The 15168-nt window shown below is 61.3% G+C and carries 14 protein-coding genes; 7 read left to right on the top strand and 7 right to left on the bottom strand.

Features of this window, described 5'->3' with window-relative positions:
- Positions 1-46 precede the first annotated feature (46 nt).
- Positions 47-598, top strand: a complete 552-nt coding sequence (locus tag ACP7E0_RS28695; RefSeq protein WP_426129988.1) for a glutathione peroxidase — start codon at positions 47-49, stop codon at positions 596-598.
- 72 nt (positions 599-670) lie between these two features.
- On the opposite strand, the gene ACP7E0_RS28690 is transcribed toward ACP7E0_RS28695, so the two are convergent.
- The 6 genes from ACP7E0_RS28690 to ACP7E0_RS28665 all read right to left on the bottom strand — a co-directional run bounded on the left by ACP7E0_RS28690 (position 671) and on the right by ACP7E0_RS28665 (position 7608).
- Positions 671-2389, bottom strand: coding sequence for a dihydroxyacetone kinase family protein (locus ACP7E0_RS28690; RefSeq protein ID WP_426129987.1), 1719 nt, complete (start codon positions 2387-2389; stop codon positions 671-673).
- Positions 2386-3339 (bottom strand): sugar phosphate isomerase/epimerase family protein, encoded by a 954-nt coding sequence (locus ACP7E0_RS28685; protein WP_426129985.1) that lies wholly within the window; start codon positions 3337-3339, stop codon positions 2386-2388. Before ACP7E0_RS28685 ends, ACP7E0_RS28690 begins: the two co-directional genes overlap by 4 nt.
- Positions 3340-3378: 39 nt before the next feature.
- A complete protein-coding gene (locus ACP7E0_RS28680) occupies positions 3379-4917 on the bottom strand; it encodes a tripartite tricarboxylate transporter permease (RefSeq protein ID WP_426129983.1) in 1539 nt (512 codons plus the stop codon).
- A 33-nt stretch (positions 4918-4950) separates the two neighbouring features.
- On the bottom strand, positions 4951-5451 hold the full coding sequence (locus ACP7E0_RS28675; RefSeq protein WP_426129981.1) for a tripartite tricarboxylate transporter TctB family protein: 501 nt from the start codon (positions 5449-5451) through the stop codon (positions 4951-4953).
- 63 nt (positions 5452-5514) lie between these two features.
- Positions 5515-6504, bottom strand: a complete 990-nt coding sequence (locus tag ACP7E0_RS28670) for a Bug family tripartite tricarboxylate transporter substrate binding protein (RefSeq protein WP_426129980.1) — start codon at positions 6502-6504, stop codon at positions 5515-5517.
- 69 nt (positions 6505-6573) lie between these two features.
- Entirely contained in the window at positions 6574-7608 is a 1035-nt protein-coding gene (locus ACP7E0_RS28665; protein ID WP_426129978.1) for a 4-hydroxythreonine-4-phosphate dehydrogenase PdxA, read from the bottom strand.
- Between the two features lie 180 nt (positions 7609-7788).
- Here ACP7E0_RS28665 and ACP7E0_RS28660 point away from each other — a divergent pair, with 180 nt between their 5' ends.
- Positions 7789-8475 (top strand): GntR family transcriptional regulator, encoded by a 687-nt coding sequence (locus ACP7E0_RS28660; RefSeq protein WP_426129976.1) that lies wholly within the window; start codon positions 7789-7791, stop codon positions 8473-8475.
- A gap of 19 nt (positions 8476-8494) precedes the next feature.
- On the opposite strand, the gene ACP7E0_RS28655 is transcribed toward ACP7E0_RS28660, so the two are convergent.
- Positions 8495-9529 (bottom strand): AraC family transcriptional regulator, encoded by a 1035-nt coding sequence (locus tag ACP7E0_RS28655; RefSeq protein ID WP_426129974.1) that lies wholly within the window; start codon positions 9527-9529, stop codon positions 8495-8497.
- Positions 9530-9724: 195 nt separating this feature from the next.
- Between ACP7E0_RS28655 and ACP7E0_RS28650 the strand changes: the two genes are divergently transcribed.
- From ACP7E0_RS28650 to ACP7E0_RS28630, 5 genes are all read left to right on the top strand, one after another.
- Complete coding sequence (locus tag ACP7E0_RS28650; RefSeq protein WP_426129973.1) at positions 9725-10492, top strand: 3-hydroxyacyl-CoA dehydrogenase; 768 nt, start codon at positions 9725-9727, stop codon at positions 10490-10492.
- A 21-nt stretch (positions 10493-10513) separates the two neighbouring features.
- Positions 10514-11701 carry an acetyl-CoA C-acyltransferase gene (locus ACP7E0_RS28645; RefSeq protein WP_426129971.1) on the top strand — a complete coding sequence of 396 codons (1188 nt, stop codon included), beginning with the start codon at positions 10514-10516 and terminating at the stop codon, positions 11699-11701.
- Positions 11702-11725: 24 nt separating this feature from the next.
- The gene (locus ACP7E0_RS28640; protein WP_426129969.1) at positions 11726-12853 is read left to right on the top strand and encodes an acyl-CoA dehydrogenase family protein; all 1128 of its coding nucleotides are present in this window, start codon (positions 11726-11728) and stop codon (positions 12851-12853) included.
- Between the two features lie 65 nt (positions 12854-12918).
- The gene (locus tag ACP7E0_RS28635) at positions 12919-14151 is read left to right on the top strand and encodes a thiamine pyrophosphate-dependent enzyme (protein WP_426129967.1); all 1233 of its coding nucleotides are present in this window, start codon (positions 12919-12921) and stop codon (positions 14149-14151) included.
- Between the two features lies 1 nt (position 14152).
- Positions 14153-15166, top strand: a complete 1014-nt coding sequence (locus tag ACP7E0_RS28630) for an alpha-ketoacid dehydrogenase subunit beta (protein WP_426129965.1) — start codon at positions 14153-14155, stop codon at positions 15164-15166.
- Positions 15167-15168 lie beyond the last annotated feature (2 nt).

Below are 15168 nucleotides of genomic sequence, written 5' to 3'. Positions count from 1 at the left end.
CTCCCCCCGGCTTTCCGGTTTTGCCATCGGGAGCGGAGTGGACAACGTGACATCTACCCCACTGGATATCCCGGTCAAGACAGCGGACGGACGCCAGACGACGCTTGCCGAATTTCGCGGACGTGTGATGCTGGTCGTCAACGTCGCGTCGAAATGCGGCCTGACTGTGCAGTATGAAGGCCTTGAAAAGCTATATGAGGCCAAGCGCGACGCGGGACTGGTTGTCCTCGCCTTCCCGGCCAACAACTTCATGGGACAAGAGCCCGGAACCGAAGCCGAGATTGTCGAATTCTGCACCAGCACCTACGACGTGCAATTCCCGATCTTTTCGAAGATTTCCGTCAAGGGGGAGGCGGTTCACCCGCTCTATCGCAGCCTGACTACGATTGCGCCGCACGCCATCGGTGAAGGTCCGATGCGCGACCGGTTGAAGGGCTATGGTGTCGAGCCGGAGAACAAGGCCGACGTACTGTGGAATTTCGAAAAATTCCTGATCGGCCGCGACGGCAAGGTCACTGCCCGTTTTTCACCGGATGTCACCGCCGAGGACGGGCGACTTGTTTCGGCGATCGATAGAGAACTGGCTCAGCGGGGCTGAATACGCGCCACCTTGAAACAAAACCGGCCGGCCATAAACGTACATGACCGGTCGGGAGAGGTGCGGTACGATTTATTTCGAAACGTTCTTCGACATGTAATCGGCCGCCACTCGCGCGACGAGCGCCAGAGAAACGGCCCCGGCGTCGGGATGGCCGATGCTCTTTTCGGCCAGTGGCCGGGCGCGGCCCAATTTCGGGGTCAGGGCCGAGGTCGCATCGGCAGCGGATTTTGCAGCGTCTGCTGCTAGCGACCAGGCTGCCGTTAGGGATTTTCCGGAAGCAGCCTCTCGCTCCAGCGTGTCCACAAACGGGATCAGCGCATCGACCAGGGTTTTGTCGCCAAGCTGCGCCCGGCCGAGCCGGGTGACGCCTTCGAGCGCAAGCCGGGCGCCCTTGACGGCCGCATCTTTCTCGATTGCATCACTGTCGCTCAGCGCATTGCTCCAGGAGCGTAGCAGCAGGCCCCAGATCGCGCCCGATGTTCCGCCGGCACGGTCAGCCCAGGCATCACCGGCAACAGCCAGAACGCTGGCTGCTCCCGCACCTGCGGCAACTGCAGCATTGCCAGCGTCAAGTGCTGCAGCCGAACCCCGGCGCATGCCCTGACCATGATCGCCGTCGCCCGCATGGGCGTCGATCCGGCCAAGTTCGTCTTCCGCATCCTTCAGCGCTGCTGCAATGCACAAGAGCAGACCAGCAACGCATTTTCCGGCTTCCTTCGATGCGTCGGATGACGGGGCAAACACCATCTTTCCTTCGACGTCATCAAACACATCGGTAGCAGGTTCCGTCGTGAACGTCGCACCACGGCGCAGGACCGGCGTATCGCAGGCTGCCGACCAAAGCGTTTCCAACCCGTCATCGAGCCAGAGAAGCGTCAGGGAGCAACCCTGCATGTCGAGGCTGGTGACAAATTCACCAGCTTCCGGCGCTACGACATCCAGCCCGGCGTCCTTCAACAGCGTCGAAACCGACGTCCAGAGCACGAACAGCTCTTCATATTTCGTCGCGCCCAACCCGTTGAGGATAACGCCAACCCTCGTTGTCCCGGCCGGACGCTCGGCAAGCAGTTTTTCGGTCAGCAATTTGGCGAGATCCTTGGCGGGAAGAATCGCTTCGTCCTTGATGCCCGGCTCGCCATGAATGCCGAGACCCAGCGCCATCTGCCCGTGCGGGACAGTAAACAACGGACCGTTGGCACCCGGTAGCGTGCAGCCCTTGAAGGCGACGCCGAAGGAAACAGTGCGGTCATTGGCATGGCGCGTCACGCGCTCGACCTCGTCAAGGTTCATGCCTGCTTCAGCAGCCGCGCCAGCGATCTTGAAGACGACGAGATCGCCAGCGATACCACGGCGTCTTGCGGCTGCATCCGCTGGGGCACTGGCCACATCATCGGTCACCGGCACGATGCGCACATCGATGCCCTCGGCCCGCAGACGCTCTGCCGCGACGCCGAAATTCAGCACGTCACCGGCATAGTTTCCGAAACCGAGCAGGATACCGCCGCCCTGATCGGCATGACGGCAGACGCGCGCTACGGCGGCAGTCGACGGTGAGGCGAACACATCGCCAGCCACCGCCGCATCGGCAAGGCCAGGGCCGACGTAACCGGCGAAAGCCGGGTAATGGCCCGAGCCGCCGCCAATCACCACCGATACCTTGCCCTTCGGCACCTTCGTCGAGCGGACGACGCCGCCCTTCACGTGACGGACATAACGGCTATAGATCGCGGCAAAGCCAGCAAGAGCGGTGGTTGCGAAATCCTCGGGTTCATCGAAAATAGTCGTCATGACGTCTGTCCTTGATCGCGAGGCAGAATACGCCTCAGATAATTGCGGTTCGCGGCGCTCACGGAAAGCCCGTCGCCGCCATAATGTTCACAAAGGAAGGGGCTCGAAAACCCATGGGCCAGCGCCATGCGAATGGCGGCGCGATAATTGATGATACCTGATTCAAGTGGGGCCGGATGCGTGACAATGACACCCGATGTCGGGTCCTCCGTGCGGGTGTAGTTCTTCACATGCCAGTATTTCGCATGGGGAGCGACCTTGGCCATCATGTCCTGCCAGTGCTCGACCGGGCGGTGCAGCCGGATGAGATTACCCAGATCCGCATTGATGCCGACATTGGCAAGGCCGATATCCTCGACAAAACGAACCGAGCTTTCAGCCGTGCCGAGATAGGTGTCCTCGTACATCTCCAGCGCCAGTTCGATCCCGAGCGCCTCGGCGTGACGTCCCAGTTCGCGGATGCGCGCCACGGCCTTGCCCCATGTCGCCGCGTCATCCGGATTTTTCGCGCCATCGACAGTCCAGAACCACAGTGCCTTTTTCTGCGCATCGGTCAGTGCCTCGAACAGGCCGAAGGATACGGAACCGGCACCGATCGCCTTCGCCGTCTCGATGACCCGGTGGCCATAGGCAAGATAGTCGTCGCCGTGCTTTTCATCGATAACGCTGCGGCGCGCCGTCGAGATTGCCGGCATCGTCAGCCCCAGCGACTGCGTCAACGCGACGAAAGCATCGAGCCGCGCTGGCGAAAGATCCGCAAGCCGGATCCAGCTGTCAGTCGGGTCGAGTTCGGTGAAGCCGGCGTCGACGACATCAGCCAGGGTCTCTGCCCATTCCTCGACGGACTGGTCCTGAACCGAACGCGCTTCGGGCAGGGCGTTCGGATACTGGATCATCGCGGCGGCGATCGGCCAAGTCTCTCTATTCCATCGGCACGGTTCAGCAGTCATGGTTCCATCCTTGAAATTTCCGGGACATGCGGCGGCCGGTCAGACCGCCGTTTTTCCATCATTGGCTGATGCTGGGGTTTCATTTTTGGAACCACGGACAAGACCGATCAGCCAGAACACCAGCGGCGAGAAAAGCAGCGCCAGACCCAGTGCCATCAGGCCGGAGACAAGGCTATTCGACCAGAAGATCGAGAGCTCACCATTCGACATCAGCATCGACTGACGGAAAGCATCCTCGGCCTTGTCGCCGAGAACCATGGCGAGCACCAGCGGTGCCAGCGGATAGTCGAGCTTCTTGAAAATGTAGCCGAGCAGACCGAAGGCGATGACCAACCAGATATCCATCACCGAATTCGCCACCTGATAGGCGCCGGAGAAGATGACGGCGACGATGATCGGGCCGATGATGGCAAAGGGTACACGCAGGATCGACGCATAGAGCGGCACGGTGGCAAGGACCAGGACGACAGCGACGATATTGCCGAGATACATCGAGGCGATCAGGCCCCAGACGAAGTCCGGCCGGTCGGTGAACAGTGTTGGGCCAGGCGTCAGGCCCCAGATCATCAGTCCGCCCATCATGACGGCGGCAGTTGCCGAGCCAGGCACGCCGAGCGCCAGCATCGGCAGCAGCGCCGAGGTACCAGCCGAATGGTCAGCCGTTTCCGGTGCCACGATACCGCGCGGATCACCCTTGCCGAACATCGATTTGTCCCGGGCAGAACGACGGGCAACGCCGTAGCTCATGAAGGACGCAGCCGTCGGGCCAGCGGGCGTGATGCCCATCCAGATGCCGATGATGGTGGAGCGCAGGATGGTGAACCAGTAACGCGGCATTTCCATCAGCGTACGGCCGATCTCGGAAAGCTTGACGCGGGCCTTGATGCCTTCGAAACGCAGTCCTTCTTCGGTGGTCAACAGCAGTTCGCCGATACCGAACAGGCCCATGACGGCGATCAGGAAGGAAACGCCCTTGATCAGCTCGGGAATATCGAAGGTGAGGCGCAGGTTGCCGGAAATCGTGTCCATGCCGACAGACGCCAGCGCGAAGCCGAGCATCATCGAGACCAGCGTCTTGAACGGCGATTGCGCGCCCATCGAGATGAAGCTGGCAAAGGCGAGGAAATAGACGGCGAAGTATTCGGGCGACGAGAAGCGCAGCGCGAAATTGGCAACCCAGCCCGACAAGAGCGTGATCATCACGACGCCAGCGAGCGCGCCGATACCGGCGGACACGAAGGCAAGCGTCAACGCCCGGCTCGCCTGGCCGGATTTTGCCATCGGGTAGCCGTCGAAGGTCGTTGCGACAGACGAGGGTTCGCCCGGGATATTAAACAGGATGGATGTCGTTGAGCCGCCGAACAGCGCGCCCCAGTACATGCACGACAACAGGATGATCGCCGAGATCGGGTCCATCGAGAATGTCAGCGGCAAAAGCAGCGACACACCGTTGGGAGCCCCCAACCCGGGAAGCACGCCGACGAGGATGCCGAGCGTCACGCCCAGCATCATCAGCAGGATATGGTTGAAGCTCAGGATATGGCCAAAGCCATCGATCAGCAGACCGATATTTTCCATGTCTTTCCTCCTAAAGACAACAAGGCGGCGGGATCAATAGATCCCGAACCACGCCTCGACCGGACCTTTCAGGAGCGGAACCTTGAAGCCGATTTCGAAGATGACGAAGAAGAGAAGCGAGACCGTGATGCCCGAAGGCAGGCCGATCCACCATTTATAGCGGCCCTGGAATGTCATGGCGCCGGCGATATAGAGCGCGGTTCCGACATAGAGACCGAGAAAGGTGGAGACTGCGGCAAAGGCTATAAGCGGCAGCAGGAACGACAGCACGACCTTGAACCGCGAAGCCTCGAAGAAGATCTCGCCGCTGCCGCGATGCTTGACCACCGCACCGACGAGATTGGCGGCACTGCCCAGGATGATCAGCAGACCGATGTAAAAGGGGAAATACCCGGCATCTGGCCCCATGTCGGTCCAGCCCGTTCCGGCCTCGACCGATCCGTAACAGACGGCCGCACCAAAGGCCCCGGTCAACAGGGCGACGCCGGCTTCCATCGCGAAACGGGACAGTCCCTTGGCGGTGTTCTCGCTCATCGTTCAAAACCTTTCCGGTGGATGCGGACGCTGTCAAAGCGTCCGCAGGGAACCTCAAGGGGTTCAGTTCGCCAGCCAGCCTTCGCGCTTCAGCACTTGCGTCACCGAAGCCTCGTTGGTCTTGATGAAATCGGCGAATTGGGCGCCGCTCATGTAATCAGCAGACTGCGATGTATCAGCAAGATACTTGGCCCATTCTGGTGTTTCGGACACCTTCTTCAACACGCCGGCGTAAAAATCAACAACGTCTTGTTCCACGCCAGCCGGCAGCCAGACGGTGCGAGGCATGGAATAGCTGTCGATCGCGATGCCGCTCTCCTTGCAGGTCGGGATATCGCCCCAGCCTTGTTCGCCAGCAACCTTGCCGTCGCTCTTCAGCTTTTCGGACTTGAACACACAGACCGGCTTGACCATGCCTGCCTGCCACTGGCCGAGGTTTTCACTGGGATTGTTGACGTTAGCGGCGATGTGCTCGCCGGCCAGCTGAACGGCTGCTTCGCCGCCGCTCTTGAACGGGATGTAGCCGAGCTTGGTACCCGCCGCATCGTTGATCATCGAAGTCAGGATCTGGTCGACATCTTTGGACTGGCTGCCGCCAACCTTGTAGTTGCCGGATTCCTTGGCCTTGGCGACGAAATCAGCGGCCGTCTTGATGTCGGCCTTGCCGTTGACCCAGAGTATGAACTCATCGGCGGCAAGTGCGGCGACAGGCGTCAGGTCTTCCGACTTGTAGGGAACCTTGGCACGAACCGGCAGCAGATAGGCATTGTTGGTGCCGAAGGCGAGCTTGTAGGCATCGCCCTTGTAGCCAGCCGCATAAACGAAGCCCTCCGCGCCACCGGCGCTGCCCTTGTTGGTGACGACGACAGGCGCCTTCATCAGCTCATACTTGGCGATGATCGACTGGATGGTGCGCGCGAAGATGTCCGTGCCGCCGCCGGGGCCGGCCGTGACGACGAACTCGACCGGACGGTTCGGCTCGAAAGCCATTGCCGGGGCTGCCACGCCGAATGCGGCAACCATGATGCACGCGATTGAGACTGATTTTTTCATAAAAAACTCCTCCGTTGAATGAACAGCGTGGACCTCCTCCACGCCGGTAGAAACCAAAACAGGTCGAATTCAGGCGGCAGGGGCCTGTGCCGCAGTTCGTTTCGCCATGCGTGCTGCCAGAAGAATGGCCTCACGGCTCGCGCCAACATCGGCAATACCCTTGCCGGCAATGTCGTAGGCAGTGCCGTGAGCGGGTGTGCACAGAGCGAATGGCAGTCCGCCCATCATCGTCACGCCCTTGTCGAAGCCCATCATCTTCATCGCGATCTGACCCTGATCGTGATACATGGTCAAAACCGCCTGAAAACTTTCCTTTAGCGCCCGCAGGAAGACCGTGTCGGCCGGAAAGGGGCCTTCGACATCCCATCCACGCTGGCGGGCAAACTGCACGGCCGGCTCGATGATGTCGATTTCTTCCATGCCGAAGCTGCCGCCGTCACCCGCATGTGGGTTCAGACCTGCAACCGCAATGCGCGGATTGTCATAACCGGCCGCCTTGAGGCACTGCCGCGTCAGTTCGATTTCGGCGAGAATGCCGTCGACCGACAGACTGGACGCAACGGCGGACAGCGGAATGTGCGAGGTAACGCGCGCATTCCAGACCTTTTCCAGAACATTGAACTCCCGCACCTTGCCGGTAAAGCCGATGACGTCGGCAACGAAACGGATTTCATCGTCATAGCCCGGATAGGCAAAGCGCATCGCCTTCTTGTTGAAGGGCGTGAAGCAGACGGCTTGCACCCGGCCCTTGTCAGCCAATTCCAGCGCAGTACGGAAATTGGTAGTGGCGAATGTGCCGCCGGCAAGCGTTGCCTCGCCGCGATCGACATCAGCCGGATCGAGATGGGCGAGGTCGATGAAAACATGCCGGTCAGTGCCAGCACTCTCGAAATTCTCAAGCGACGCGGAGGCAAGATCGAGCGTCAGCCCGGCGCATTGCGCACCCTCATCCAGAATACGCCGATCGCCGATGACGACCAGATGGGATGCATCGCGAATATCGTCCATCGAAAGGAGCTTGGCGGTCAGCTCGGGGCTGATGCCTGCCGGATCGCCCATGGCGAGCGCAATGACAGGACGCGCATCGTTGGCGCTCAGGGTCATGATGAAAGTCCTCCGCTTTATGCTGTTGAAGCCGTCATACGTCATTCATAATTCTGCATCAAGTCTTTTGTATTCTGTATGCAGCATTTTTTGTTGACGCGAGATCAGGCAATCTTCATGTTCGCAATGCGCTAAAAAACGATTCAGAAACGCAAGCGCCCGAGCGGAACAGGCATCAACATGGACGAGACATCCTCACTGCAACGCCGCGCCGATGGGAGCGCCGGACCAATCCGGCGCACCGCGCTGCATGACACACTGGTCAATCACCTGCGCGACATGATCATCGAGGGCGACCTGGAGCCCGGCACACGCCTGCATGAAGGCCAGCTTGGCGAACAGCTCGGCGTGTCACGCACGCCGCTGCGCGAAGCGATCAAGTATTTGGCCAGCGAAGGTCTGGTGGAACTGGTGCCGAGCAGGGGCGCCGTGGTGAAGCGCTTCAGCCAAAAGGATGTCCACGACATGCTGACGGTGTTGCGTACGCTCGAAGAACTCGCAGGCCGTCTCGCCTGCGAAACGGCGACCGACGCGGAAATCGCGCATGTGCGGGCACTGCATGACGAGATGATAAACCGGTACAAGGCTGCCGACCGCCTGCAATATTACAAGCTCAACCAGGACATTCACACTGCGATCGTTCGGCTTGCGCAAAACAGCTCGTTGATCGACATCCATGCCATGCTGCAAACCCGGCTGAAGCGTATCCGCTTCATCGGTCATGAAGGCCCGGAAAAATGGGCCGCCGCTGTCAGTGAGCACGAGGAAATGATCAAAGCGCTCGAAGCCCGTGACAAAGCAGGGCTCTCCGAAGTCCTCGGCCGGCACCTGTTCAACGCTTGGGACCGGGTGCGCGATTCGCTCTGACTTCCTATCATTGGAGCCATCAGCCCGAACCAGACTTGCGATCCTGTTCACTCGCAGGCGCTGCGGTCTGCCGCCTAAAAGCCGCCGGGCTTTTCGTGGTCCATTTCCGGAACGCGCGGTGGAAGGCGCTTGGTTCGGAATAGCCAAGCTGCGCGGCTATCTCGCCGACGCTTGTTGCACTGCTCAGCAGCATTTCGATGGCGCGGTCGCGACGGATTTCGTCCTTGATCCCGGCATAGCTTTGGCCTTCCGCCTGCAGCCGATGACGCAGCGTCGATGGGGACATGTGCATCTGCGCGGCCAAACCGTCAAACCCGGACCACGCCGCCGGCGCCTTTTGGCGCAGCCGCTTGCGGACAGCGGCGGCCAGACCGGCATCGTAGCGGTAACGCACCAGAATATTGGCGGGTGCTCCCCGGAGAAACTGTTTCAACGCCTGCTCGGTACGAGCGATCGGCAGTTTCAGCACGGCACGATCGAAGGCAAGACGGCTGACGGGTTGTGAGAACTGTACCGGCGCACCGAAGAAGAGGCGGTAGTCAGCGCCCTCCAGCGGCTCGGCGCAACGAAAGTCCACCCGGCGGATCGGGATGCGGCGGCCGACCAGCCAGCAGGTGATGCCATGCAGCAGGATCCAGTAGGTCCGATAGGCAAAGGCCGAGCGGGCCTTGCCCTTGTCCGTCAGCACGATTTCAGCCATCCCGTCGCGGATCACCAGTTCGCCGCTTGGGTCCTCAAGCACCACGCTGAGAAAACGCAACGCCCGGCGAAGGGCCTGATCCAAAGTCTTTGCATGCAACACGCAATGACACAGAAGCGTAAAGCTGCCGCGCCGCATCGGCCGCTCGCCCATGCCGAAGAATTCGTCGTCCACTTCTGCCGCAACCGCCAGCCACAGGGCACCGTAGCTTTCGGCGGAAATTGGGTTTTCGACAATGGCCGGCAATCCAAGCGAAGCCAGAAGCGGCGCCGTCGGCTTGCCCGCCCGGCGCAGGCAATCGAGCGCCTCCTCGACAAACGAGGGCGAGATCATTCGCCGGTCCGCTTCTACCATACACTCTACTCCCATATGGCAAAACTGGCCGAAAAATGAAGGACAGTTCTGTCATCGCTTGCAATATCGCGCGAGCGTAGAGTTCGGCAAGATGCTATGATTGAAATCAGGCATGATGGACGGAACGCGGCGGGGAGGCTGCATGACGGATCAAGCAATGACTGCCGCACGCCTTCGCACGAGAAGGGCAGCGCTATGAAGATTTCCGGTAAAGTGTTTGTGGTGACCGGCGGCGGTTCAGGTCTCGGTGCCGCCGTCACGCGGCTGCTGGCTGAGGCCGGCGCCCGCGTCGTCGTCGCCGATATCAATCAGGGTGCTGGTGCGCAGACCGCTGCCAGCCTCGGGCCGAGCGCGCGGTTCATCCGCACCGACGTCACCAGCGAGGCCGACGGGCAGGCCGCGGTCCAGGCAGCCCTTGAGACCTTCGGCCATCTGCATGGCCTGGTGAATTGCGCCGGCGTTGCGCCAGGCGAAAAGGTCCTTGGCCGCGACGGCCCGCATCGTCTTGAGAGTTTTGCGCACGCGATCGGCATCAACCTGGTCGGCACATTCAACATGATCCGACTTGCCGCTGCCGCCATCCAGACACAGGAACCGGACGACGAAGGCGAGCGCGGCGTCATCGTCAACACCGCCTCTGTCGCCGCTTTCGACGGACAGATCGGCCAAGCCGCCTATTCGGCTTCCAAGGGCGGCGTCGTCGGCATGACCCTACCGATTGCCCGCGAGCTTGCCCGCTTCGGTATCCGCGTCGTCACCATCGCACCGGGCATATTCGAAACCCCAATGATGGCAGGAATGCCGCCCGAAACGCAGGAAGCGCTTGGCAAGAGCGTGCCGTTTCCGCCGCGTCTTGGTCGGCCTGATGAATTTGCCGCTCTGGTGCGCCATATCTGTGAAAACAGCATGCTAAACGGCGAGGTGATCCGTCTGGACGGCGCCCTACGCATGGGGCCGCGTTGAGACGGTTACGGGAGGTTTCAAATGACAGTACATGATCCCATCGTCATCGTCGGCTCCGCCCGCACCGCGATCGGCGGATTTCAAGGCGACCTGCAGGGCGCTACCGCGCCCGAACTCGGGGCAGCAGCGATCCGCGCCGCCCTTGAGCGCAGTGAGGTTGCGCGGGAATTGGTGGATGAAGTCGTGTTCGGCTGCGTTCTGCCGGCAGGGCAGGGGCAGGCGCCAGCCCGGCAGGCTGCCATCGGCGCTGGCCTTCCGTTCGCAACCGGCGCCACTACCGTCAACAAGATGTGCGGTTCGGGCATGAAGGCGACGATGCTGGCCCACGACCTGATCCTGGCGGGTAGCGCCAACATTGCCGTTGCCGGGGGCATGGAAAGCATGAGCAACGCGCCCTATCTTCTGGATCGTGCCCGCGGTGGTTACAGGCTCGGCCACGGCCGCGTCATCGACCACATGTTCCTCGACGGGCTGGAGGACGCCTATGACAAGGGACGGCTAATGGGAACATTCGCCGAAGACTGCGCCGAGGCCTACCAGTTCACCCGTCCCGCCCAGGACGATTTTGCCGTGACCTCGCTGAACCGTGCGCAGAAAGCGATCCGCGAGGGCCTTTTTCAAGCCGAAATCACGCCGGTGACTCTCAAGTCCGGAAAGACCGAACAGGTCGTCAGCCTCGACGAGCAGCCGGGCAAGGCAAGGCTTGAGAAGATTCCGACGCTGAAGCCCGCTTTCCGCGAAAACGGCACGGTGACGGCGGCCAATGCCAGCTCGATCTCCGACGGCGCTGCCGCACTGGTGCTGATGCGCCGCTCCGAGGCGGAACGCAGGGGCTTGATGCCGCTTGCCACCATCGTCGGCCACGCGACCCATGCACAGGCACCGAACCTGTTTGCGACGGCACCAGTCGGTGCGCTGAAAAGGCTCAGTGAACGCACGGGATGGGACCTCAAGGATGTCGATCTGTTCGAGATCAATGAGGCCTTCGCCGTCGTCGCCATGGCGGCGATGCGCGATCTCAACCTGCCGCATGACAAGGTCAACGTTCACGGCGGCGCCTGCGCGCTTGGTCACCCCATCGGCGCATCCGGCGCCCGTGTCATCGTTACACTGCTGGCAGCCCTTAAACACTACGATCTGAAGCGCGGCATGGCCTCGCTCTGCATCGGCGGCGGCGAAGCGACGGCGATCGCCGTCGAGCGGCATTGAGCGGGCAGGGGAGGAGACCCACACATGATCCTGTCTGAACAACAGATCCAGATTCGCGACATGGCCCGCGATTTCGCCCGCGAACGGCTGGCGCCGGGCGCTGCCGAACGCGACGTGTCGCATGCGTTTCCGAAGGACGAGCTGAAAGAGATGGGCGAACTTGGCTTTCTCGGCATGCTGGTGCCGGAAACCTATGGCGGTTCCGAAACGGGTACGGTCGCCTACGCCGTTGCGCTCGAGGAGATTGCCGCCGGCGATGGTCCGTGCTCGACCATCATGAGCGTGCACAGTTCGGTCGGCTGCGTGCCGATCCTGAAATTCGGCACGGAAGAGCAGAAGCAGCGTTTCCTGCCCAAACTGGCCGCTGGCGAATGGATTGGCGGCTTTGCGCTGACGGAACCGCAGGCCGGATCCGATGCGTCCAACCTGCGCACCCGTGCCCGCCGCGACGGCGATCACTATGTGCTCGACGGTACCAAGCAATTCATCACATCCGGCAAGAACGGCAATGTCATCATCGTCTTCGCTGTCACCGATCCGGATGCCGGCAAGAAGGGCATCACCGCCTTCATCGTGCCGACAGACACGCCCGGTTATGAGGTCGTGCGGGTGGAAAAGAAGCTTGGCCTCCATTCCTCGGACACCTGCCAGATCGCTTTCACCAATATGCGCATCCCGGCCGACCTGCGACTGGGTGCCGAGGGCGAGGGCTACAGGATCGCGCTGGCCAATCTCGAAGGCGGCCGGATCGGCATTGCCTCGCAGTCGGTCGGCATGGCGCGGGCGGCGTTCGAGGCGGCCCGCGACTATGCCCGCGAACGCATCGCGTTCGGCAAGCCTATAATCGAGCATCAAGCTGTTGCCTTCCGCCTTGCCGACATGGCGACGCAGATTACGGCAGCGCGGCAGATGGTGCTGCATGCGGCCGAACTGAAGGAAGCCGGAGAGCCATGCCTGACAGAGGCATCGATGGCCAAACTATTTGCCTCGGAAATGGCCGAAAAGGTCTGTTCGGACGCGATCCAGATCCTTGGCGGCTATGGCTATATGTCGGACTACCCCGTCGAGCGCATCTATCGCGACGTCCGAATCTGCCAGATCTACGAAGGAACAAGCGACGTGCAACGCATCGTCATTGCACGTAGTCTATAGGAGAAAAAGTCCTACTTCCGGGAGGAGACTGGAAATCAGGGCTAAAATGGGAGGAAGAACGAGGCATGACCGAGTTCACGCAATTGAGCCTGCATGTTCCCGAACCGGCCGTCCGGCCCGGCGGCATGCCGGATTTTTCCAACGTCAACATCGCGAAAGCCGGCTCCGTGCCACGCCCCGAAGTCGATGCAGCATCGGAAGACATCCGCGATCTCGCCTATTCTATCATCCGTGTGCTGAACCGTGACGGCGAAGCGGTTGGTCCCTGGGCCGGGCTTTTGTCGGATGAGGAATTGCTGGCCGGGCTCAAGCACATGATGAAGCTCAGGGCCTTCGACGCCCGCATGTTGATGGCGCAGCGGCAGGGCAAGACATCCTTCTATATGCAGCATCTGGGCGAGGAAGCCGTCAGCTGCGCCTTCCGCAAGGCGCTAAAGAAGGGCGACATGAATTTTCCGACCTATCGTCAGGCGGGTCTTCTCATTGCCGACGATTATCCAATGGTCGAGATGATGAACCAAATCTTCTCCAACGAAAAAGACCCGCTGCGCGGCCGGCAACTGCCGATCATGTATTCGTCCAAGGAACATGGCTTCTTCACCATTTCCGGCAATCTTGCCACGCAATATGTCCAGGCCGTCGGTTGGGCCATGGCGTCGGCCATCAAGAACGACACCAAGATCGCCGCCGCCTGGATCGGTGATGGCTCGACGGCGGAATCGGATTTTCATTCGGCGCTGGTCTTCGCCTCGACCTACAAGGCGCCGGTCATCCTCAACATCGTCAATAACCAGTGGGCGATCTCGACCTTCCAGGGCATTGCCCGCGGCGGTTCCGGCACCTTTGCCGCCCGCGGCCTGGGCTTCGGAATCCCGGCGCTGCGCGTCGATGGCAACGATTATCTCGCCGTCTATGCCGTGTCCCTCTGGGCAGCCGAGCGCGCCCGGCGCAATCTCGGGCCAACCCTGATCGAATATGTGACCTACCGGGTTGGGGGGCATTCCTCCTCCGACGATCCGAGCGCTTACCGCCCGAAGACCGAGTCCGAAGCCTGGCCGCTCGGCGATCCTGTCCTGCGCTTGAAGAAGCATCTGATCGTCCGTGGCGTCTGGTCCGAGGAGCGGCATGTGCAGGCAGAGGCGGAAATTCTTGACGAAGTGATCCAGGCGCAGAAGCAGGCCGAGACCCACGGCACCCTGCATGCCGGCGGAAAACCCTCGGTGCGTGATATCTTCGAAGGCGTCTATGCCGAGATGCCGCCCCATATTCGCCGCCAGCGGCAGAAGGCAGGATACTGACATGGCCAGAATGACGATGATCGAGGCCGTGCGCAGCGCCATGGACGTCTCGATGGAACGTGACGATGACGTCGTGGTGTTCGGCGAGGATGTCGGCTATTTCGGCGGCGTCTTCCGCTGCACACAGGGGCTTCAGGCGAAATACGGCAAGACCCGCTGCTTCGATGCACCGATCAGCGAGAGCGGAATTGTCGGCACGGCGATCGGCATGGCCGCCTATGGCCTGAAACCCTGCGTCGAGATCCAGTTCGCCGATTACATGTACCCAGCCTACGACCAGATCACCCAGGAAGCCGCCCGCATCCGCTACCGTTCAAACGGCGACTTCACCTGCCCGATCGTGCTCAGAATGCCGACCGGCGGCGGTATTTTTGGCGGCCAGACGCACAGCCAGAGCCCCGAGGCGCTGTTTACCCATGTCTGCGGCCTGAAAGTCGTCGTGCCCTCCAATCCCTATGATGCCAAGGGCCTACTGATCACCTCGATCGAAGACCCCGACCCGGTGATGTTCCTCGAACCGAAGCGCCTCTATAACGGCCCCTTCGACGGCCATCACGACAGGCCGGTCACGCCATGGTCGAAGCATGAGCTGGGTGAGGTGCCGGAAGGCCATTACAGCATTCCGATCGGCAAGGCCGAGATCCGCCGGCAGGGGTCTGCGGTCACCGTGATCGCCTATGGCACCATGGTGCATGTGGCGCTGGCCGCCGCCGAAGAAATGGGCATCGATGCCGAGGTGATCGACCTGCGCAGCCTGCTGCCGCTCGATCTCGACACGATCGTGCAATCGGTCACCAAGACTGGCCGCTGCGTCGTCGTCCATGAGGCGACACTGACCTCGGGCTACGGCGCCGAGCTCACGGCACTCGTGCAGGAACATTGCTTCTATCATCTGGAAGCACCGGTCGTTCGCGTCACGGGCTGGGATACGCCCTATCCACATGCGCAGGAATGGGATTATTTCCCCGGACCCGGCCGCGTCGGCCGCGCGCTTGCCGAAGTGATGGAGGCGTGAGC

Source organism: Pararhizobium sp. PWRC1-1 (genome assembly GCF_049897905.1).
In the GTDB taxonomy this organism is placed as follows: Bacteria; Pseudomonadota; Alphaproteobacteria; order Rhizobiales; family Rhizobiaceae; genus Pararhizobium.
The sequence above is the reverse complement of the archived record's forward strand: the minus strand, read 5'-3'. Positions and strand labels throughout refer to the sequence as shown.

What these genes read in the sequence shown, in the direction of transcription:
- ACP7E0_RS28660 (WP_426129976.1), top strand. Translation starts at nt 7,789, where the DNA reads ATGGACGAGACATCCTCACTGCAACGCCGCGCCGATGGGAGCGCCGGA.
- ACP7E0_RS28690 (WP_426129987.1), bottom strand. Translation starts at nt 2,389, where the DNA reads ATGACGACTATTTTCGATGAACCCGAGGATTTCGCAACCACCGCTCTT.
- ACP7E0_RS28685 (WP_426129985.1), bottom strand. Translation starts at nt 3,339, where the DNA reads ATGACTGCTGAACCGTGCCGATGGAATAGAGAGACTTGGCCGATCGCC.
- ACP7E0_RS28670 (WP_426129980.1), bottom strand. Translation starts at nt 6,504, where the DNA reads ATGAAAAAATCAGTCTCAATCGCGTGCATCATGGTTGCCGCATTCGGC.
- ACP7E0_RS28650 (WP_426129973.1), top strand. Translation starts at nt 9,725, where the DNA reads ATGAAGATTTCCGGTAAAGTGTTTGTGGTGACCGGCGGCGGTTCAGGT.
- ACP7E0_RS28665 (WP_426129978.1), bottom strand. Translation starts at nt 7,608, where the DNA reads ATGACCCTGAGCGCCAACGATGCGCGTCCTGTCATTGCGCTCGCCATG.
- ACP7E0_RS28645 (WP_426129971.1), top strand. Translation starts at nt 10,514, where the DNA reads ATGACAGTACATGATCCCATCGTCATCGTCGGCTCCGCCCGCACCGCG.
- ACP7E0_RS28675 (WP_426129981.1), bottom strand. Translation starts at nt 5,451, where the DNA reads ATGAGCGAGAACACCGCCAAGGGACTGTCCCGTTTCGCGATGGAAGCC.
- ACP7E0_RS28640 (WP_426129969.1), top strand. Translation starts at nt 11,726, where the DNA reads ATGATCCTGTCTGAACAACAGATCCAGATTCGCGACATGGCCCGCGAT.
- ACP7E0_RS28680 (WP_426129983.1), bottom strand. Translation starts at nt 4,917, where the DNA reads ATGGAAAATATCGGTCTGCTGATCGATGGCTTTGGCCATATCCTGAGC.
- ACP7E0_RS28630 (WP_426129965.1), top strand. Translation starts at nt 14,153, where the DNA reads ATGGCCAGAATGACGATGATCGAGGCCGTGCGCAGCGCCATGGACGTC.
- ACP7E0_RS28635 (WP_426129967.1), top strand. Translation starts at nt 12,919, where the DNA reads ATGACCGAGTTCACGCAATTGAGCCTGCATGTTCCCGAACCGGCCGTC.
- ACP7E0_RS28655 (WP_426129974.1), bottom strand. Translation starts at nt 9,529, where the DNA reads ATGGTAGAAGCGGACCGGCGAATGATCTCGCCCTCGTTTGTCGAGGAG.